The organism is Nocardia sp. XZ_19_231 (genome assembly GCF_015355705.1).
Lineage (GTDB): Bacteria > Actinomycetota > Actinomycetes > Mycobacteriales > Mycobacteriaceae > Nocardia > Nocardia salmonicida.
In genome coordinates this window covers 36,959-54,644 of record NZ_JACUZI010000010.1, presented here as the reverse complement: position 1 = coordinate 54,644, position 17,686 = coordinate 36,959, and the positions used below count along the sequence as shown (strand labels likewise).

The following is a 17,686-nucleotide window of genomic DNA, read 5'->3' as shown; positions in this document are numbered from 1 at the left end:
GGCTTAGGCCACTGCCTGTTCGGGCCCGATCTGGACACGACATTGCTCGAAATATGCACTCCTACCTGCGATTCAGCTGAATCTGAAAGTGTGAGTTGACAAGTTGTGCCGCATGACGCAAACTAGTGCCAGCGGGATTTCGCGTGCCCAAAAGTAGTTCAGAGCCGCGAGATTCGATACCGACGAGTGTCGGGCCCCGCAGATCCTGACTGAGACTCGGTTCACGTCGACGCTAGAATGAGCGCGTGCTCTCGACCGAGAGTTTCTACATTTCGGCTGCTGGGTGAGGTTCTTCTTGTGTCAGATGCATTCGATGCATTAACCCCCGACGACGCCGGTAGGCCGAGCGGGGAGAGGTCTACTCGTGAAGGCGGCGGGCGGCCTCGGGTAGACAACTCGATACCAGGTGGAAGCAGCCGCGTCGGCCACGTCGACCTCTCCGACATCTGTGTGGAAGACCTCCAAGTCGTCGCTGGTGCGGTGGATCGTTGGCGTTCGCTCCGGCCGCCGACCAATGTGACGCGTCCCACCACTCGGTGACCTGACACACGGCATCTGACACCGTCGGGGTGGTGACGATGCGACGGGTTGTGGTCAGTTCCGAGTTGTGAGAGTTGTGTGTTGCCATGGGTGATGAAGGTGAGTCGGATGCTTCGATGCCTGACCGACAAGATATCGCGGTGCAGCGTAATGGGTTCAATGCCCAGGAATCTGCGTTCAACCAAGGAATCCGGGTCGATTCGGCCGTGGTCTTCGACTTCGTGTCGTATTGGTCGGTAGCCGACCGCGCGGTCCTCATCCAAGCGGACCTGTCCGGTCATGTACGAAATGAAGTCATCGCCCATGCCGTCGCCCACATCGAGATGGCCGAATCACGCGAACTAGCGGCAGCACTCGACGGCCAGCGGTGGCGCGGGCGGATCGAGATGCAGGTTCACGACGTTGTCGCACACCGCCTCATCCCCGTCGCCGACCTGCGTGACGCCCTGGAGGTCGTCGACAACCTCACCGATCTCGCGGCGCTCCTGGGTGTCACCGAGTTCCTGCTCGGGTGGCGATTACAGCACCTGGCGAACGAGGAGTTCGCCGTGATTCCGGTACACCTGCTCGACCGCCTGGGTTGGTTGCCCGGGATGCCGTCGGAATACCCCTACCGGTGCTTGTGGCCGACGTCCAGCTCCGGCGAGATGCTTCGCCAGCTGGCGCCCGGCCGACACCACCGATAGTCAAGTCCTACTAAGCCCTCGTTCCGTGAAAACGGCACGGGGGCTTTGTCGTTGGCGCTCACGGCCGACGTCGAACTCATGCGGCAAGCCCCCGGACGCGAACACTTTCATCCTGCGGGTTCAGAGCCCGCCGCATGCCCGCCCCTGACGCGCCCGTCTCCCACAGCTCTCTGTGGTCGAAAGGCGTTGTCGCAGCGCAGGGGCGCATCGGTCCCGCTCCGGAGGAGCACTTCTCCGGAGCGGGACCTCAACCCACGTCCCAGAGAGGTAAGAACATGTCATTGTGGTCTCCGAAAGGATCGCCCCGCACGATCGATGTACTCGTGGTCGGCGGAACCTGGAATCCTGGCGGCGACGGCGTCACCGGTGCCTTCACCGACGCACTGAACAAGGCGATGTTCACCGCTCGGATGGTCCCGTATCCCGCCGACTACGGGTCGCACGTCAGTTACTCCGAGAGCGTCGCCGAAGGCAAACGTGCTCTGCTGGGCGCCATCGACCGATCGCCGAATCCGGTGGTGTTGGCGGGGTATTCGCAGGGTGCGGCCGTTGCCGGTGACCTCGCAGCGGAGATCGGGCGAGGCGAACATCCCGGTCGTGAGGTGATCGCCTGCGCGCTGATCGCCGATCCACGCAGGCCGGCGGGCAAGTACCTCGGCGACACCGATCCCGGCGGCTACGGCGTGGTCGGTGAGCGACCGATCGACGGTATCCCTGCCTATTGGGCGGCGGCGCCCGGTGATCCCATCACCGCCCTACCCGCGGGCAATCCCTTGCGGACCATCGCGGATCTGAGCGCCTTCTTCAGCTTCGCCAGCGCGAACTCGGCGATCCGATGGGCGCAGCGAATGCTCGACACCGCGACTCGAAAGCAATTGCAGCGCTGGTGGTCTCCCTCGAACTGGAGCCACTGGACCGGAGCTGTCGCCTACGCCCGTGGCTACCTGTTCGACGGCAGGCACACCAGTGACTACGTCCGCTACGGCCACGCCCGCGCACTTGCCCAGGCACTGAACCGCGATGTCGCCGAAGGGCGCATCTGACCCCCGCGAAAACCTTTGGGAAGGAACACATCATGAGAATCAGCAAAACCCCAGAGCCCGCGCTGGTCCGGTCGGTCCTCGTCGCTGTCACTGGTGTCCTCGCGTGTCTGCTCGGCCGCGAGATCGATGCCGCCTGGATCGAAACACTGCTCACCCTTTACGGATTGGCGACGCCGCTGATCGCGGGCGCCCTCATCAGGCCGGCTGTTACCCCGGTGACCGGATCGGTGGGTGAACCGGATGGCATCGTGGTTAAGCCCTGAACTCGTACAAGCGACCGGCATGGCTCTTGCCACCGTCATCGGCGCGGTGACAGCGTGGCAGGCCCGCGAAGTCGTTAAGTTGCGTGAGCGGGTGGTCGCGCTCGAGGAACAGGCCGCTGACGATCACCTCCGTTTCCGCGATGCGATACGCCTGATCCGCGCACTTCAGCGCCACATCGACGAACTACTCGGCTTCCTGCGCCTGCACGTCCCAGGCATGGAGCCCCCGGTGGCGGACTACAAGATCCCCGCCACCCTCCAAGAAGAAATCTGACGGCGACTACGCCGTTCCCGAACTGCATGCGGTCGGCCCCCGGAGAACACTCGATACGGTGCGGGATTCGAGCCCGCCGCATGCCGCGCTCCTGAAGCGCGGAGTCTCCCGCAGGTGGTCTGCGGTCGTAGACGTCGCCGCTGCATCAGGAGTGACGGTCCCGCCCTCGGCGCTTCCCCTCGTCCACGAGGGCGGGACCCCGAACTTTCACTCACACAAGGAGATACCAATGGGTTGGACAGGAGACCCGGTATGGCTGGCCGACGTGCTGCGCGCTGCCGGGCTGGACGTCATCGAACACGAGGGCTGGCGCGACCGAGGCCACGGCGACTTCCGTGACCTGCGCGGCGTGCTCTGCCACCACACCGCGGGCGGCGGCAAGAACGACTGGCGCATTGTCCAAGACGGCCGCGCCGACCTCCCCGGCCCGCTGGCCCAACTGGTCCTCGAACGTGACGGCACCTTCCGCGTGATCGCCGCAGGCGTCTGCTGGCACGCGGGCCGCGGCTCTTGGCCCGGCTGGCCCACCGACAACGCCAACTACCACGTGATCGGCATCGAAGCCGTCTCCCGCGGCGACGGAACCGACTGGACCCCAGCACAACTCGACGCCTACAAGCGCGGCTGCGCGGCCATCCTGGCCCGCATCGGCCACGACGCCGAGGACTGCGTGGCCCACCGCGAGTACTCCCACGAAGGAAAAATCGACCCCGCCGGCATCGACATGGACGAGTTCCGTTGCGAAGTGCAGGCATTCATCGACGGAGAGGACGCTCCAATGAGCGCATCCGAAGTAGCCCAGATCCAGGATTTCATCACCGCGTTCTGCGGCCCGATCGGCACCGATGTCAAAGACATCCGCGAGCAGCTGTGCGGTAGCCAGCAGCGCGATGCGGGCATGTTCGCGGGCTGGGAACAGCTCGACGGGATGACCGTGGTCGACACCCTGGCCGACATCCTGGACCGCCTGAAGGCCCTCGAATCCCTGGCACCTGAGAGGAGGTGAATTTCATGCTTCCCGTCCTGCTCGAACTGCTCGAACTGGCCGCGCTGCTCGCCCCGGTGATCCTGCCGCTGCTCGGCCTGTCCTAACTCCACACCCGCAACCACGCACCGGCCCGGCCAGCAGGCACGGGCCTTTTTCATGCCCAAAAGCTCGGGAGGCTCCACCACATGTCCGGCAAGGAAATCATCGGCTCGGTCGACTTCGGCACCAACGAAACGTCGCCTCCGGAATACGTCCAGACCGAATCCGGACAGCTGGTCACTCCCGAGTTTCTGGCGTTCCTCCAGCAGACCCTGTCCGGCAAGCTCGCCGAACCAGACCACAATGACGAGCTCGACCCCCAGGTTCGCGCACTGGCAGAAGAACTCTCGGTCATCCACCTCCCCGAATGGACCAGCCCCGTCGGCCGCAAGCTGGCCGAACCGACCGTCACTTCGATCAAGCAGGCAACCCGGGTCGCCGAGTATCTCATCAAGCGCGGTGTACGCGTGCACGTCGAACTCGAGGAGATCAGGTGGGTTCCGACCCCAGCCGGTGCACCGGGTGCGTTCGACACTGGCGCTCACATCACCCCTGATGCCGAGGGCAACTGGCCGACCCCTGATGCCGAGGAGTTCTACGACTTCGACGAGATCTCAGTGAAGCAGGTCGAGGGAAGCGCTTGGTACGCGACGCATCCCCGCGGGATCGCGTGTGAGGGGAAGACGAAGTCGGAGGCGTATGCGGCGATGGTCGCCGAGCTGCGCCGCCGGATTGATGATGCCGGGGGGGCGAAATGACCGTCGCGTCCGACTGGGTGACTGCCGGTGCCGCATGGCGCGCTTCTCTGACACCGATTGGCGCCGAATCGACGGCTGATCAGGATCGTCAGCCCCGGGTCGTCGACATCAACTCGATGACGCCTGCTGCCGCTGCGCGTGCTTACAGCCGTGTCCTGGCAGGTCGTCAACTGCTGGACACCACCAGCGACTCGACTGCCCAGCAGATTGCTGGACCCAGGATCTTGACCCCGCCAGAATTCAATCCGCGCTACTCAGAGCTAACAGGCAATGAATCGCCGCAAGGCGATGTCTCACCGCCACCACCCCCGGTTACGCAACCATCGCCTACCCCATCACTGCCCTCGACAACCACTCCCACACCGCAGGCCAATACCCCACTGGGAGTAGTTCCCGAGTCGTCATCGCCGATCCCCGCGCCGTCTACGGGTACGGAAGGTAGTGGTCCGCTCTTCGATCGCCCTGACATTTCAGGAAAGAAGGAGGGCGACAGTTGGACCGTAGTACGCGACGGATTCACTCACACGTACACCATTCCAGTCGGTAACGGGAACAAGAGTGTAGACCAGCAAGTGACCCGTGATGATGTTCTGATCGGAAATTCGCGAGTTGCCTACGGAGAGGACGGCGGAGCGCAGCAGTGGGTCGACGTGGTCGGTAGCGCCTCAGTCTATGCCGACCAGGATTCCGCGAACTCGAACCAGTACACACAGGTTTTCAATAGCGGTTCTCCCACATCCGGGACTCCGGACAATGTTCTAGGGACATTGCCCGACTTGAAGACGACATTCACGCTGGTTGACAATGGAGTTCCGGTCGGGAGCCTCGAACAAATTGACGCCGAGCCCGGCCTATATCACACGGCGTACATCAACAAAGATGGCGATATCTCAGTTTGGCGTACCAACGAGACTGAGCAAGGTGGACTGGTAACCAACCCGATAAATTATCTAGACCACACCGGTCGCGGTTGGTACGGCGGAATCCTGTCTGGTGGACCGTTGTGGGAGGTTACACCGAAACTCGATGGTTCGAGCCTATTCACGAATACTGAACTAACAAATAGCGGAACTCACGTTCGAGTCTGGGACCCAGGCAATGAAACCAGGTCGGACAAGTTCTACTCGAATTCTGGGACAGGAGGATATCTCGCCGCAACCAACGCGAACGGAACGACAATTGACGGCGACGACGGGTCGCATACGCGATACGACCGCCTGGGCAAATTAATTGAATCCCGAGGGCCCACTAAAAAGGATCCAAAACCGGATCTTCGCAGCAACTACGAGAGATTTACCTCCTTCAGTCGCGACGTTGCTACCGGATTCGAAGCTGCATACAGCGAGACAAAAACAGGAATAATAGCACTCCTCGGCCAGCAGGACCGTGACGATGGCATCGCTGAAAACTGGCCTGGCGCTCCGAAACTTGCGTACCGACTCTGGGCGAGCGCTATGGATGGCAGCCTCAAAGATGCATGGCTTGGACTGGCGACGAGCGGCGTGGGAATCGGTGCGGGGTTGGCATTCACCGCGATAGATCTCGCAGCGATTTCAGTTGGCCAAGGAAGCTGGGGCCAACTGAGACGCGATATTTTGGGAACCGGAAATGAAGTGTCGATCTTTGCGATCGGTGCCGACTGGACGCAAGCTGGCGAAGCGCCAGGCGAGACCATTGGGCGCGGATTGTTCGGATCCATGCTTCTACTGGGTCCCAAGGGAATACATACGGCAACAGGGAGAATGCCTCCTCCTAGTACGATAAACGCCGCCTTGCAGACCGCCGCAAATACTGCGCTTCGGAACTCATCAGCCGGCCTAGGTAAAATAGGGCGGTACTTCGGTGAGCCTGCCCTCGATGTAGCAAACGTACGCAGCTTCCCGTCGGCGGCTCGTGTAACTGGACCGATAAGTTTCGCTGCCGATGTTGGCGGCGCACGCGCTGGTGTGGGACCAGGGCGCACCGCGAATGTCGATCCGAATCCGACACCAGGTCCAGCGCACGAATCTGCGCCAAGTTCGCGCGTCGCCGAACCGGCACCACTGCTACCCGGAGAGATGGTCAGCTCAGGGGCAAGGGATGCTGCTGGCTCTGAGCGCGTAGTGGCCACGGAGAGTTCTGCGACGGTCGCAGACGGCGCGGATCGCACGATATCGAGTCGTTCATCGCCGCTAATCTATCTGCCGGAGGTTGTGCCAACTGGATATCCTCTTGTTGTGCCCGGCAATGATGCAATACTACCGGGTGGCGTAGTACTATTTGACGCTCTGCCCAGAAAGAATACAAATGGCACGGTGGACTTCTACCCGGACCTTCGAGGTGATCCTCTTGCTGCCATAGCAGTATTGGATGTGCCTGCAGTATATGAAAAGTCCGGTATAGGAAATAAGAAGCCGGTGGGATTCATAGACGGAATCGACCATCGGAGCCACATGATTCCCGAGTCTGGCGTACAGAATGCGGCTGATGTCAACGTCCCGGAAAATTCGATAGCTGAACACGGAAGTTTGAACATGGGCCCTAAGCGGCGATGGGAGAACGCGGCGAAGCGGTACGCAATTTCGCATCCCGGAGTGGTTATGGTCAGTGTGGTGCTAGATCGTGATCTAATTACCAGACGCCCGATCCGTGTCCGGCATTCGCTAGTCGACCCGACTGGTCGGGAAGTCGAAGGTTTCACGGTTGTCATGTACAATTCTATCGCGCCAGGTCGTGCGAAAGTAGTCACAGTTCCGCCCAATCCGGTGTACCCGAAGTGATTATTCAGCGAACAGGACCGGGAGAACACTGCAATGCCAGGCATGTCACTTGATCGACACGGCGAAATTGACGTCGCACTTGGGAGGTCCATCTTGGTCGAGATGTCGGCGGCGGACGTTATTGCCGAGTTGGACGTCAGTGTCGACGATAATGGGCACTATCGAATTTCGCTGAAGTCGTCGAGTCAGCCCTTCATTTTTCCGTCCGATGAAACACTCTCTCTCGTCGGCGAACTAGTGGACCTGCATAAAGAGTTCAATACGAATCTGAAGCATGTCCGTTATTTGTATTCAAAGTTGTCCACTGGGCAGTGGAAAATGGAGTCGGGGTTTGATTATGGTACACAATAGGTCGATTTTCTGTGGACGGAGAAATGCTGAATAATTGAACTTTGGTCGATTATCTTTCGGTGGAACTCGCCGCGGTATCTGATACCGCGATTGTGGTCAGCCGGGTCCCGGATCCGCGTCCGACATGGTGCGAGTTACCAGAAACGACCCGAAAAGCCTGATTCGATGTTGAGGATCGGGAGGGGCGTCGTAGCACTCAGCTGATTCACGATCATCTTCGTGTTTTTCTCGAATGCAGCGATGACGCCGGACCGTTGCACGAAAGGCTCTAGGGCGGCCGTATATCGTGCCAGGAGATAAAGTAGCCAACTGTGAGCTCATAAGCGCAATTGTCAGATTACTGTTCTCCGTGAACGATTTCGCGCGAAATGGGAATACTATCGCACAGGCCATAAAATCGAAGAGAACCGAGCGTCTCGATGCCGCCAAATGGTCTCGTCTTAGGAGCTCGGCATTCCACTGGCGGTGGAGATTTTGTGAAAATGAGCGGATTGCGAGTATGGAGATGATGGGGAGTTATGTGCAACACTATTATACGGACACGACGGAGTTCTGATCGATAATTACGGGAAGACAAATTGATACTTTACCGCCGATGCGCTGCGAGGCTCACAGTGGCTCAAGGATGCGTCAGTTCGATATCTAGAGGGTGGAGAAGTCTCTCGTGAACCAGGTGTCAATTGAACGCACGGGCATCGAGCCGAAAGCTGTCATCGATGGCATTCGGTGTCTTGACGAACAGATTGCGGATTGCTTGGTTGACATTGACCATAATCCACGGTCTATTATAGAGCTTCCTTCTCTGTTGTTGTCGCGGCTATGTCACGTGCTTGCATTGGAACCTCAGGACTGGACTGAAGCGGAACGTGTTGCATTAGAAGTGCTCGATGCGTACGAGTTACTCATTTCTGCGGTTGACTCCTACCGTAAGAATAATCTCGTGGGAAAAGATATCCAGCCGGACCGTAAAGTCGCCCGATCGCGGTCGGGCGATAGTAGTCTCGACCATGTTGCGATGACGCCAGCGGACTTCTTCAACGCATTCTGGACCGCAGTAATACTCGGCGATACGAGGCGATTGAATCTTTTGGTGCAAATTCCGGTCGAGCATTTCATCGCGCCGAATGTTGAAGCCGATGAGTTCCTCTACAAATGGATAGAAGCGCTACAGTGCATCCAGGGTGGAGACACTCGGTGGGCTCAATTGTTTGGAGATGCGATATGGCTCTCCCATCCGCAGCGGGCACCTGTTGCCGACAGTGATTCTCTTCACTATCTTCTCTATCCGCCGATAGAACTGTTTCATACGCTTGTCACCGGCACTGAAGAGCAGTTCAATCTCGATCTTGAGGATGCTCTCGTTCGACACGACTGCTATTGGGGCTCCGAGGGCGAGCGCAAGCTCGATCCGGAAGGGTGGGTTTCACTACCCTTGACGGCTATTGCATGTATGGCGCTCAGTAAGGGTTACACGGTTGTGCCCGAATCTGGTTATCTGCCATTGGCGCTGGGGTTGGAGAAGGGGTAGCAGGTTAATTAAGTGCTGGAGCACTACTAAAGGCCATCTATACCTTCTGCCTACGTAGATATCCCGATCGGTCGACCGGTCGGGATTTTTCATGCCTAAATCTTGGCTCAAATCAAATTTTTCTCAAGGACTTGACATGAATGAAAGAATACTGTTTCCTGATATCGAACAAACTTTGGTTGGTTACCTGACAACGCAACTCGCTGCGATATCCGAGACCGCGACTGTGGTCAGCCGTGTCCCGGATCCGCGTCCGACGCGGATGGTGCGAGTGACCAGAAACGACCGAAAAGCCCGAGTCGACGTCGAGGATCGCGAGGGGCGCCGTAGCGCTCAGCTGATTCTCGATCGTCCTCGTGTTGTTCTCGAATGCACCGATGACGCCGGCGCGGCGGCAAACCTTGCCGCGCTCGTGCGTTCGATCCTGAGTGCGGCCGCTCCCGGCTATCTGGGCACCGTGTGGTGCGACCAGGTCGAGGACGCCGGCATGGAGAACGACACCGATCCGGTGACAGCCGCTCCGCGGTACACACTTGTCGCCGACCTGATTGTGCGAGGCTCTGTCCTCGCCTGACTCCGATCCGGAGTCGAACTGAAGTACCCATCCCGAGGGCCTGCGCAACAATCCCAAGGGAGATAACAACAATGGCTCTGCCTTCCAGCAATTTCATCGGCGCCGGTACCCCGAACCTGGCCGTTTCCGGCGGTGTCCTGGTGGCGCCGCTCAACACCACCCTGCCGACCACCGCGGCCGGCACCATCGCCCCCGCCTTCAAGGCCCTGGGCTATGTGTCCGAAGACGGCATCGAGTCGCTCGGTGAGCGCAAGGTCGAGACAGTCAAGGACTGGAACGCCGACATCATCGCCCAGCTGCAGACCGAGCACTCGGTCCGCTTCGGCCTCACCCTGTACGCGGTGTGGGACCAGGATGTGCTCAGCGAGATCTTCGGTGAGAACAACGTGACCGCCACCGCGGCCACCTCCACCTCGGGCAAGCTGATCAACGTCCGGGAGACCGGCGTGGTTCTGCCGCGTCGCTCGTGGGTCTTCGACATGAAGACCGAGGACAAGAAGCTCCGCATCGTGCTGCCGAACGCCAAGATCTCCTCGATCACCGAGAAGAAGTTCGTTTCCAACGAACTGGCCGGCTTCACGATCAACGTCGAGGCATTCAAGGACGATTCCGGTATCAAGGCGTACCGCTACCTGGATGACGGTCTCAAGACTGCCTGATTAAAAGCCCCCAATGGCGGCGGGTAAAACACCTATGCGCAGGCCCGCCCGCCGCCGTTGGGCCCTTCCTATTTTCAAAACTCAGATTCAAACGAAAGGGTCTGCTACCCATGACTTCTCCTGCTGCTCCCATCAAGATCGCTCAGCCCGCAGTCGTGAAAACCGACTTCACCTACACCGTCGACGGCGCGGAAATCGTGTTGCCGTCGCTGTCCTACCTCAAGCCCGGCCTCGTGCGCCGGATCCGTCGCCTCGGCGATGTCGACGCGATGTACACCCTGCTCGAGCTGAGCCTGACCCCCGAGGCGCTGGCCGCGCTCGACGAGATGGATCCCGACGCCTACCACCAGCTGCTCGAGGCGTGGCGCGCGCACTCGGGGCTGAGCCTGGGGGAATCCTAAGCCTCGACGCTCTTCTCGAAGAGTACAGCGAGGCAATCGAATACGACCTGATCGTCCTGGGGCTCCGGTTACGGATGCTCGGCACCGACGCACTCGATTGGGCCGACCTGCGATCGATCGTGAAGCACCTGCCGCTCGAGTCGGCGTTGCTTCGGGTGATGCACCCGGAAGGGAGTCGATGGCAGACCGCTGAGCATCTGTTGGCAGATGTCGCCGACAGCCTTCGATGGTTGGCGTGGGCCCGGACCGACGACGGCCGACGCGGGCGCAACATGCCCGAGCCGATCGTTCGCCCTGGCAGGAAGTCGAATCGTGAACGAGTCGGCACGGCAACGGAACTCGACCAGATGAACGACTTCCTCGGCTGGGACGCCTAGGTGGCTGCAGCCCCGGAGCGGTCGAACGCAGAAAGTGGATACCAATTGTGAAGAAGAAACGCCCAACGGCGATGACATTGCCGGACGTTCTTGCGATGACCACGAGCGGCACACCGGCTCCGGGAAAGCGGATCAGGCTGCCGAGCGGGGCCGTCTGGGAAGGCGGCTCCGGCGGCGGCACCGCCACGATCACCCTGCCCGAAGAGAACCCGGTCACCCTCGGTGAGGATGGCCGAATTCCGCCGAACAGCCTGATCGGGGCCGGTTTGCTCGGTGTGCTGGCCGACGTGCTCGGCACTGCGCCAGGCGCAATCGCCGAGCGGGTAGCGGGACAGGCATTGGACCTGCTTCGCCCCGACACGGACGCGGTTGATACCAAGACCCGATTGATCAAGTTTTCCTCGAAGACGACGCTGCTCAATCCAGCGAAGTCTGATCCCGGCTACGTAGTTGAAAATAGCGGTGCACCTGCGGGTTACGCGGGTGGTGGCTCGGTTCGCGGTCCCGGGACCGGCAGTAGTGATTCGATCCTGGCTCGGCTGTCCAACGGTGAGTTCGTGGTCAACGCCGCCGCGACGGCCGGTGCGCTGCCGCTGCTGGAAGCGATCAACTCCGGCTGGGTTCCTTCAGCTGGATACCTGGCGGGCATGCTTCCTGGCTTCGCTTCCGGCGGCCTGGTCGGCGACTCCGGGATGGGTGATCCGCAGAAGTGGCGCGATCTACTCGGGACCGGGTTGATCGCCGATGTGATCGGCGGCATCGGCGGTGCGGCAATCAATGCCGCTGGTACCGCGGGTGCGGCGCTCGGTGGGGCCTTGGCTCCGGTGTTGGGCGCGGGCGGGCTGTTCGGTCGGCGTGCGCCTGAACCTATGAAGGTCGATCTGGGCGCCAACTCGCCGTTCACCGGCGATGGACCGCCGATCGCTGCCTCGCTGAACGTAGAACCGCAGGGGCTCTTGGGCGCGATGCCCGCATTCGCCCAGGAGTCGACTTCGTCTGCCCAGGGTTCCACGGCTCCGCTATCGGCACTCTCCGAGGCGTTGTCCGCGGGGATCGTCGCGTCGGCGACGGAAGCCGGTGGCCGGGTCGGTGCGGCGTTGGGTGCGGCTATCGCGCCTGCTCTCGGACCGGCGGGGCAGTTGGCGCCGGAAATCGGCGAGCAGCTCGGGCAGACGATCGGGTCTCGGTTCGGTGGTGGGTTCGCGGCGTCTATGTCGTTGAAGTCCGCGATCGGAGCGATGCCGACAGACGGCTCAGACCTGTCCTCGGGCGGCAGCGCCGGTGGTTCGGTCGCACCGGGTGGTGCGTCGCCGATGACGCCGACGGGCTTCGGCGGTGGCGACGGTGGTTCGAGTAGTGGTTCGAACAGCGTTGTTGTCACCGGCGGGTCCGGTGGTGGTTCGAGCACGATGTATGTGCCCAATGGCGCCGGTGGATATTCGGCTGTCGGGCCATCCACGACGCCGCGTACGCCAAGCCTGAGTGAGGGTCTCAAAGGCACGAGCCTTGCCGACCCCACGCATTTCACAACGTACGGCGGAGCCGACTACATCGACCGCGGATCGATCGTCGGTAGCGAGCTGGCGAAGAACTTCGGTGAGTCGCTGGGCCTCAGCGACACCACAGCCCTGCGTGAAGCCGGTTCTACGGTCGGTGCGCTGGCCGGAGCCCTCGGCATCCCGTCCATCTCCAACGCACTCTCAGCCGACGGTGAGCTCGCCAAGCAGCTCGGGATCAATTCCGACAGTGAATTCTTCGTACCGTTCGAACAGCAAAAGGCGTTCGATAACGACGAAGGGTCGAACCTCACAGCTGGCATTCAAGGCTTCCTTTCCGGTAACTCTTCGGGTGGTCTGGTCAAAGGCATCACCGGTGCGGCGAAGGGCGTGGCACAGGACTTGGCGGGTCAGGCGGGCAGCTTCATCGGCGCTGGCCTCGGTACCGCTATCGCTGGCCCAGCCGGCGCTGCGGTCGGTAGCGTGCTCGGATCTCTCATCGGATCGACGGTGGCAGGCAAGGCGGTCGACCTGGTCGCCAAACCAGTCGAATGGTTGGCAAGCACCGCGAAGGAAGTCGTCGGAACCGGCTTCGGTCTGACGGACTTGGCCGACGGCGTCGGCGGACACACCGCCCGCGGCGACATCTTCAACTTCAACGGCATGGACCCCAAGAGCGTCGCGATGTCCATCGCCCGCGTCCAGCGCCGCCAAACGTTTGCGCAACAACGCGGAGGAGGGCTCGGGCGATGATCCACCAGATGCTCACTACACAAGACACCAAGATCGTGGTGTGGGACAACAACGGCCGAGTCTGGCATCTTGCGGGCCCGAACGCCGGACGTGAGGGTGTAAGGCTCTCGGCGCAAACAGGTTTCATGTTCGCGCCGGTTCAGCTGCTCGCCACCGAAGGTGCCCGCCAGGACGGTGCTACCTTCGCCCGGTCGGTCCGCTGGAAGAAAGAGTGGGACTTTCTCGCCATCATCTCCACCGCTTCGGGCGCGCAGGAGTCCAACCCGGTTCGTGAGTTTCTCGCCGTGCACGACGCGTGGTTCCGCGGCTGGTCCACCGACAAGCCCGTGACGGTCGGCTATTTCACCCGGCACCAGGGCTGGCGTTTCCAGCAGTTCCAGCTCGACACCGCCCCTGAACCCTCGGGCGACATCGATCCGGCGCGCAACGGCTTCGCTATGTACAAGATGTCGGCGACCGCGATGGATCCGCTCGAGCGGCACTTCGACGAAACCATGGTGTGGACGAACGCTTCCGGTGTGGGCGAGGGCATTCTGCGCCTGCGCAATGCGGCGGATCAGCCGGCCTGGCCGCGGTACACGATGAACGGCCCCGGCCGTTGGTCGATTCTCGACCCGGCCGAGGGTCTGGACCAGCCGCGCATGGTCCAGACTCCGCGTCTGATCGCAGGCCAAACCCTGCGTATCGACACCCATCCGCGCCATCGCACCGCCCGCCTCTACACCGAGGGCAACACGGCCGGCGTGAATGTCTGGGGCCAGCTCGCCGGCCGTCGCTGGCTCGCCTCGCTTGACCCGTGGGCCAGCACCGACATTGTGGTGCAGGTCGAAGACGGGACCACCGATTCGAGCATCATCGGGGCCGTGACGCCGAGGTCATCGCGACCGTTCTGATCGCGTCTGCCAACTGAACATCGATCGAGAGAGAGCCCAATCCCTTTGCGGGGATTGGGCTCTCTCGATTTCTTAGGAGGTATCGCGATGGTGGTACCAGAGCCTTTCGTGGCCTATGACCACACCCAATTCTCCGAATGGCTAGCGTCGTTGACTCCGTTGGGAGCCGAGTCCAACTCGGGGTCCGTCCGGCAACCGCGGGTGCACAACCTGAATGGGATGACAGCGGCTTCTGCGTCGCGCGCATACGAGCGAGTGCTCGGGGTTCGTGACATGGATGGACGTTCCCGAGACGGTGTTCAGACGGCACAGTTCGTCGATGGGCCGCTCTCGGGTCCGGGTATGCCGGAAATCCCAGGTCTGACGACGGGCAACCCGAGATTATCGGATAAGCCGCCGGTGCTGCCGGATCTACCGCCTGTGCCGCAACCCGCTGCTCCAGCACCCGTACAGACGCAGCCCGTACCCCAACAGACACAGGTCGCACCCGTTCAGGCGCAGCCCGCACCCACAGTTGGGCCGACAAACTCCTCGGCGCCGTCCGGGACAACCACCCAGGAGTCGGAACCGACAACGGTCCAGAACGCGCCGCCGACACCCATACCGGCGACCCCGGTAAGTCAGCCCTCGTCTCTGACCAGCCTGATGCTCGGTGTGCAACAGCCGAGCGCCGCACAAACCATGTACCAAGGTCTGCCCGATGTCGTAAACTTCGCACAGAACGCCCCGGTGAATCCTGGTGATTCGACGAGCTTTGCGGGAGTCGCCACCGTCACCATCGGTGGAGACCATACGCGTATCACGGATACCCACAATTCCATTACCGGTGATGGTCAAACGATGGTCCGCGATAAGTTCGGCGCGCTGGTATCTGTAAAGACCTCCGAAATTGTTCCTGGTACCGGTGGGTTGACCCGAGATGCCACTATTGTCGACCGGCTCGGCGTTTCCCAAGTGCGAATTGTCGACGACGGGTACGGAAATCGCATCACTTGGACCGCAAACCCCGATGGTTCGCATTCTGTTCACTACAGCAGCACCAACATTATCGTAGTCGAACCGGCTCCGGGCTCGTCATTGCCTGCCCAGATCATTCAGTTGAGTCCGGATGGGCAAAGCGGCCATGTAATCATGTCGCACAGCAATGGCGAGACCAGCACTGCGGACTTTGGTCCTGGTGTGTTCGGTGCGCCGGTCACCAAGTACACCAGAAGTGACGGGACTTCGGTTGAGGTACTGACAGTTCCTGGACGAACTAAAAGCCAGCCAGTCAGCATCGTGAACGACGCGATGGGCAACCGGGCAGTGGTACAGCCAGACGGTACGACAACTCCGGTAGATAGATACAACACGGCTATCGGCGGTCCAAGCTACGGCAACAAATTCGACCCTTCGAATGCTACGTGGATCCCCGATCCAATTACCAGTCGAGGGCCTATGGTCCGAGTTCCCGATGGGACCTCGATCCAGAAATGGCATGGTCGAAAGCCCGATGGATCCAAGTATGAATTTGATGCTTATTTCGACGAGCAGGGAAATCTCAGAGGTATCGGCGGCGGTGATTCCACAGGGATCAAGTACACGTCCTACAGTTCCATAGACGGAATATACGTCCCGACCGACACGATCAACCTCGACGCCGGAAACGCGATAGATAACCGGCAACTTGTCTACGACGCGGTCATGATCGCATTCGGTGTCCCCGAGCTGGCGTTCCTCGGTACACGACTCGGTGTCGGACTCGGTAGCAGGTACTTCGGGAGCCGACTCGCCGGCCAGGGCGCGTCTCTGACCGGACGCGAACTCGCGATAGCCGGATTGGGCGCAGGCGATGCCCTTACGGGTCTCACGGGCGGAGCAACAGCGGCCAAGAACCTAACTCTCCCATCCTCGACTCCCCAAGTCCGGAGACCGCCGGTGCCCGCCGTGCCAAGCGCCCGCCCGCCATTAACGAACGCACGGCAGAATCGTCCTGCAGCACCCAGTTCGGGGCATCCAGTTCGACATCCTATAGAGACGAATTCTCGGTCATCAGTGGCTAATGGGCTAAAGCCATTTCCATCGGGACACAGTCCGCGGGGGTACTCCTGGCAATCAGTTGCTGGCCCGGCGCAAGCATCCGGGGCTCGTCCGTTTGCATCGATGTTGCGGGGACAGCTGGAGATAATTGGCGCAACACAATCGTTCCCACGAAGCCTGAATCTTCCAGCTGGGTTTAGGCAAATTTCGGGGAAGATTGCGAATGCCGTGCGTCTAACCGGTCCTCCAAATCTATTGCGTGGCGCTCCTGACCCGTCTAACATATTCCAACTTGAGCGGCGTACAAAGAATATCGGCAGCTTCGCAGAGCTGTCTGTGCCGATGCAAAAGAAGTCTGTAGTGGAGGCTGCTCGACGTGCGGGAGTCCTGCTTGACGGTGTGAATGTGAAGATAATCAGAGATCCTGAGCTTATAGGGAGGGGCCTTTATGGGCATACTCCAAACGGCAGGCAGATAACGCTGTATCCGGATGCGTTTACCGATATGGAAACTCTGGTGGTTACGATTGGGCATGAGCGTACGCACGTGTTCCAGTGGAGACTTTACGGACGAAAGCCTACGAACAGTCTAGAAGGTGACGCATGGGAACGAGCCGCGTATGCTGTAGAAGATCAGTTCTGGGCCTACTATAAAGGGGTGAAATTGCGGTGAAAATGGATAAGTATCGCGAAACATGGACTCGTCTACTAGTGCAAATTATTGATGGAGAATCCGCTGCATCGAAAGAGTGTCCAACTTGTGAAGAGGCATGTCTAGAATATCGATTCGTCGGTCTCGAAGAAGGTAGGCTGGGTTACGTTCTATTTTGGTGTAATTCTTGTTTGAATGGTATATCGGTTTCGAGAATGAGGGCTCCGCTGCATATGAAGATTTGGCCAATGGGAGACGCTAATTCAACTCGAGGAGTTCCAAATTTTCATCGCTATGACTAGTTGTTGTCGGTCATGAGGTTGTTGACCGCCAAGGCGGAGGCGGCTTGGAGTTCTGACTAAAAGCTGTGCGAATGACGGAATTGGGCTGCCGGATCGAGGATTCTACTAATCATGGAGTAGGCCGTCAGATCGCGAGTCAGTTACGTACTATTCCGGGTGGCGCTACAATTAGAGCAGAGGTCTTGAAATGGTAGGATCGGTGCTCGCTGACGTCGCAAGCAAAGTGAATACTGTTAGGAATGCAAGCGTGGATGATCCGGTTGCACTTTCTAGATTTCCACCAGGCAGAGAATTGGACACCATGCAGATCATCGACGCGTACCGCGAAGAGA

15 protein-coding genes are annotated in these 17,686 nt (G+C 60.3%); all 15 read left to right on the top strand.

Going from position 1 to position 17,686, the window contains the following annotated elements:
- Positions 1-656: 656 nt before the first annotated feature.
- The 15 genes from IBJ82_RS30355 (at position 657) to IBJ82_RS30285 (ending at position 17,073) form a co-directional block, all read left to right on the top strand.
- Positions 657-1,226, top strand: coding sequence for an ImmA/IrrE family metallo-endopeptidase (locus IBJ82_RS30355; protein WP_194829423.1), 570 nt, complete (start codon positions 657-659; stop codon positions 1,224-1,226).
- A 275-nt stretch (positions 1,227-1,501) separates the two neighbouring features.
- Positions 1,502-2,269, top strand: a complete 768-nt coding sequence (locus IBJ82_RS30350) for a PE-PPE domain-containing protein (RefSeq protein ID WP_194829422.1) — start codon at positions 1,502-1,504, stop codon at positions 2,267-2,269.
- 32 nt (positions 2,270-2,301) lie between these two features.
- On the top strand, positions 2,302-2,532 hold the full coding sequence (locus IBJ82_RS30345; RefSeq protein WP_194829421.1) for a hypothetical protein: 231 nt from the start codon (positions 2,302-2,304) through the stop codon (positions 2,530-2,532).
- A 19-nt stretch (positions 2,533-2,551) separates the two neighbouring features.
- On the top strand, positions 2,552-2,806 hold the full coding sequence (locus tag IBJ82_RS30340) for a hypothetical protein (protein ID WP_194829420.1): 255 nt from the start codon (positions 2,552-2,554) through the stop codon (positions 2,804-2,806).
- Between the two features lie 229 nt (positions 2,807-3,035).
- On the top strand, positions 3,036-3,812 hold the full coding sequence (locus tag IBJ82_RS30335; RefSeq protein WP_194829419.1) for an N-acetylmuramoyl-L-alanine amidase: 777 nt from the start codon (positions 3,036-3,038) through the stop codon (positions 3,810-3,812).
- 167 nt (positions 3,813-3,979) lie between these two features.
- Positions 3,980-4,591, top strand: a complete 612-nt coding sequence (locus tag IBJ82_RS30330) for a hypothetical protein (protein WP_194829418.1) — start codon at positions 3,980-3,982, stop codon at positions 4,589-4,591.
- 572 nt (positions 4,592-5,163) lie between these two features.
- Positions 5,164-7,350, top strand: a complete 2,187-nt coding sequence (locus IBJ82_RS30325) for a hypothetical protein (protein WP_194829417.1) — start codon at positions 5,164-5,166, stop codon at positions 7,348-7,350.
- A 1,015-nt stretch (positions 7,351-8,365) separates the two neighbouring features.
- Positions 8,366-9,229, top strand: coding sequence for an immunity 49 family protein (locus IBJ82_RS30320; protein ID WP_194829416.1), 864 nt, complete (start codon positions 8,366-8,368; stop codon positions 9,227-9,229).
- Positions 9,230-9,320: 91 nt separating this feature from the next.
- Positions 9,321-9,803 (top strand): hypothetical protein, encoded by a 483-nt coding sequence (locus IBJ82_RS30315; protein WP_194829415.1) that lies wholly within the window; start codon positions 9,321-9,323, stop codon positions 9,801-9,803.
- A gap of 71 nt (positions 9,804-9,874) precedes the next feature.
- The gene (locus IBJ82_RS30310) at positions 9,875-10,462 is read left to right on the top strand and encodes a hypothetical protein (RefSeq protein ID WP_194829414.1); all 588 of its coding nucleotides are present in this window, start codon (positions 9,875-9,877) and stop codon (positions 10,460-10,462) included.
- A gap of 110 nt (positions 10,463-10,572) precedes the next feature.
- Complete coding sequence (locus tag IBJ82_RS30305; RefSeq protein ID WP_194829413.1) at positions 10,573-10,863, top strand: hypothetical protein; 291 nt, start codon at positions 10,573-10,575, stop codon at positions 10,861-10,863.
- 74 nt (positions 10,864-10,937) lie between these two features.
- Positions 10,938-11,240 carry a DUF5361 domain-containing protein gene (locus IBJ82_RS30300; protein WP_194829412.1) on the top strand — a complete coding sequence of 101 codons (303 nt, stop codon included), beginning with the start codon at positions 10,938-10,940 and terminating at the stop codon, positions 11,238-11,240.
- Between the two features lie 95 nt (positions 11,241-11,335).
- On the top strand, positions 11,336-13,489 hold the full coding sequence (locus tag IBJ82_RS30295; protein ID WP_194829411.1) for a hypothetical protein: 2,154 nt from the start codon (positions 11,336-11,338) through the stop codon (positions 13,487-13,489).
- Positions 13,486-14,382 (top strand): phage tail protein, encoded by an 897-nt coding sequence (locus IBJ82_RS30290; RefSeq protein WP_228537900.1) that lies wholly within the window; start codon positions 13,486-13,488, stop codon positions 14,380-14,382. Before IBJ82_RS30295 ends, IBJ82_RS30290 begins: the two co-directional genes overlap by 4 nt.
- 654 nt (positions 14,383-15,036) lie before the next feature.
- A complete protein-coding gene (locus IBJ82_RS30285; protein ID WP_194829410.1) occupies positions 15,037-17,073 on the top strand; it encodes a hypothetical protein in 2,037 nt (678 codons plus the stop codon).
- The last annotated feature ends 613 nt before the right edge of the window (positions 17,074-17,686 follow it).

Coding starts and splice junctions, on each gene's coding strand:
- IBJ82_RS30295 (WP_194829411.1), top strand. CDS start 11,336: ATGACCACGAGCGGCACACCGGCTCCGGGAAAGCGGATCAGGCTGCCG.
- IBJ82_RS30315 (WP_194829415.1), top strand. CDS start 9,321: ATGCCTAAATCTTGGCTCAAATCAAATTTTTCTCAAGGACTTGACATG.
- IBJ82_RS30305 (WP_194829413.1), top strand. CDS start 10,573: ATGACTTCTCCTGCTGCTCCCATCAAGATCGCTCAGCCCGCAGTCGTG.
- IBJ82_RS30345 (WP_194829421.1), top strand. CDS start 2,302: ATGAGAATCAGCAAAACCCCAGAGCCCGCGCTGGTCCGGTCGGTCCTC.
- IBJ82_RS30355 (WP_194829423.1), top strand. CDS start 657: ATGCCTGACCGACAAGATATCGCGGTGCAGCGTAATGGGTTCAATGCC.
- IBJ82_RS30340 (WP_194829420.1), top strand. CDS start 2,552: ATGGCTCTTGCCACCGTCATCGGCGCGGTGACAGCGTGGCAGGCCCGC.
- IBJ82_RS30300 (WP_194829412.1), top strand. CDS start 10,938: ATGCTCGGCACCGACGCACTCGATTGGGCCGACCTGCGATCGATCGTG.
- IBJ82_RS30335 (WP_194829419.1), top strand. CDS start 3,036: ATGGGTTGGACAGGAGACCCGGTATGGCTGGCCGACGTGCTGCGCGCT.
- IBJ82_RS30350 (WP_194829422.1), top strand. CDS start 1,502: ATGTCATTGTGGTCTCCGAAAGGATCGCCCCGCACGATCGATGTACTC.
- IBJ82_RS30290 (WP_228537900.1), top strand. CDS start 13,486: ATGATCCACCAGATGCTCACTACACAAGACACCAAGATCGTGGTGTGG.
- IBJ82_RS30310 (WP_194829414.1), top strand. CDS start 9,875: ATGGCTCTGCCTTCCAGCAATTTCATCGGCGCCGGTACCCCGAACCTG.
- IBJ82_RS30330 (WP_194829418.1), top strand. CDS start 3,980: ATGTCCGGCAAGGAAATCATCGGCTCGGTCGACTTCGGCACCAACGAA.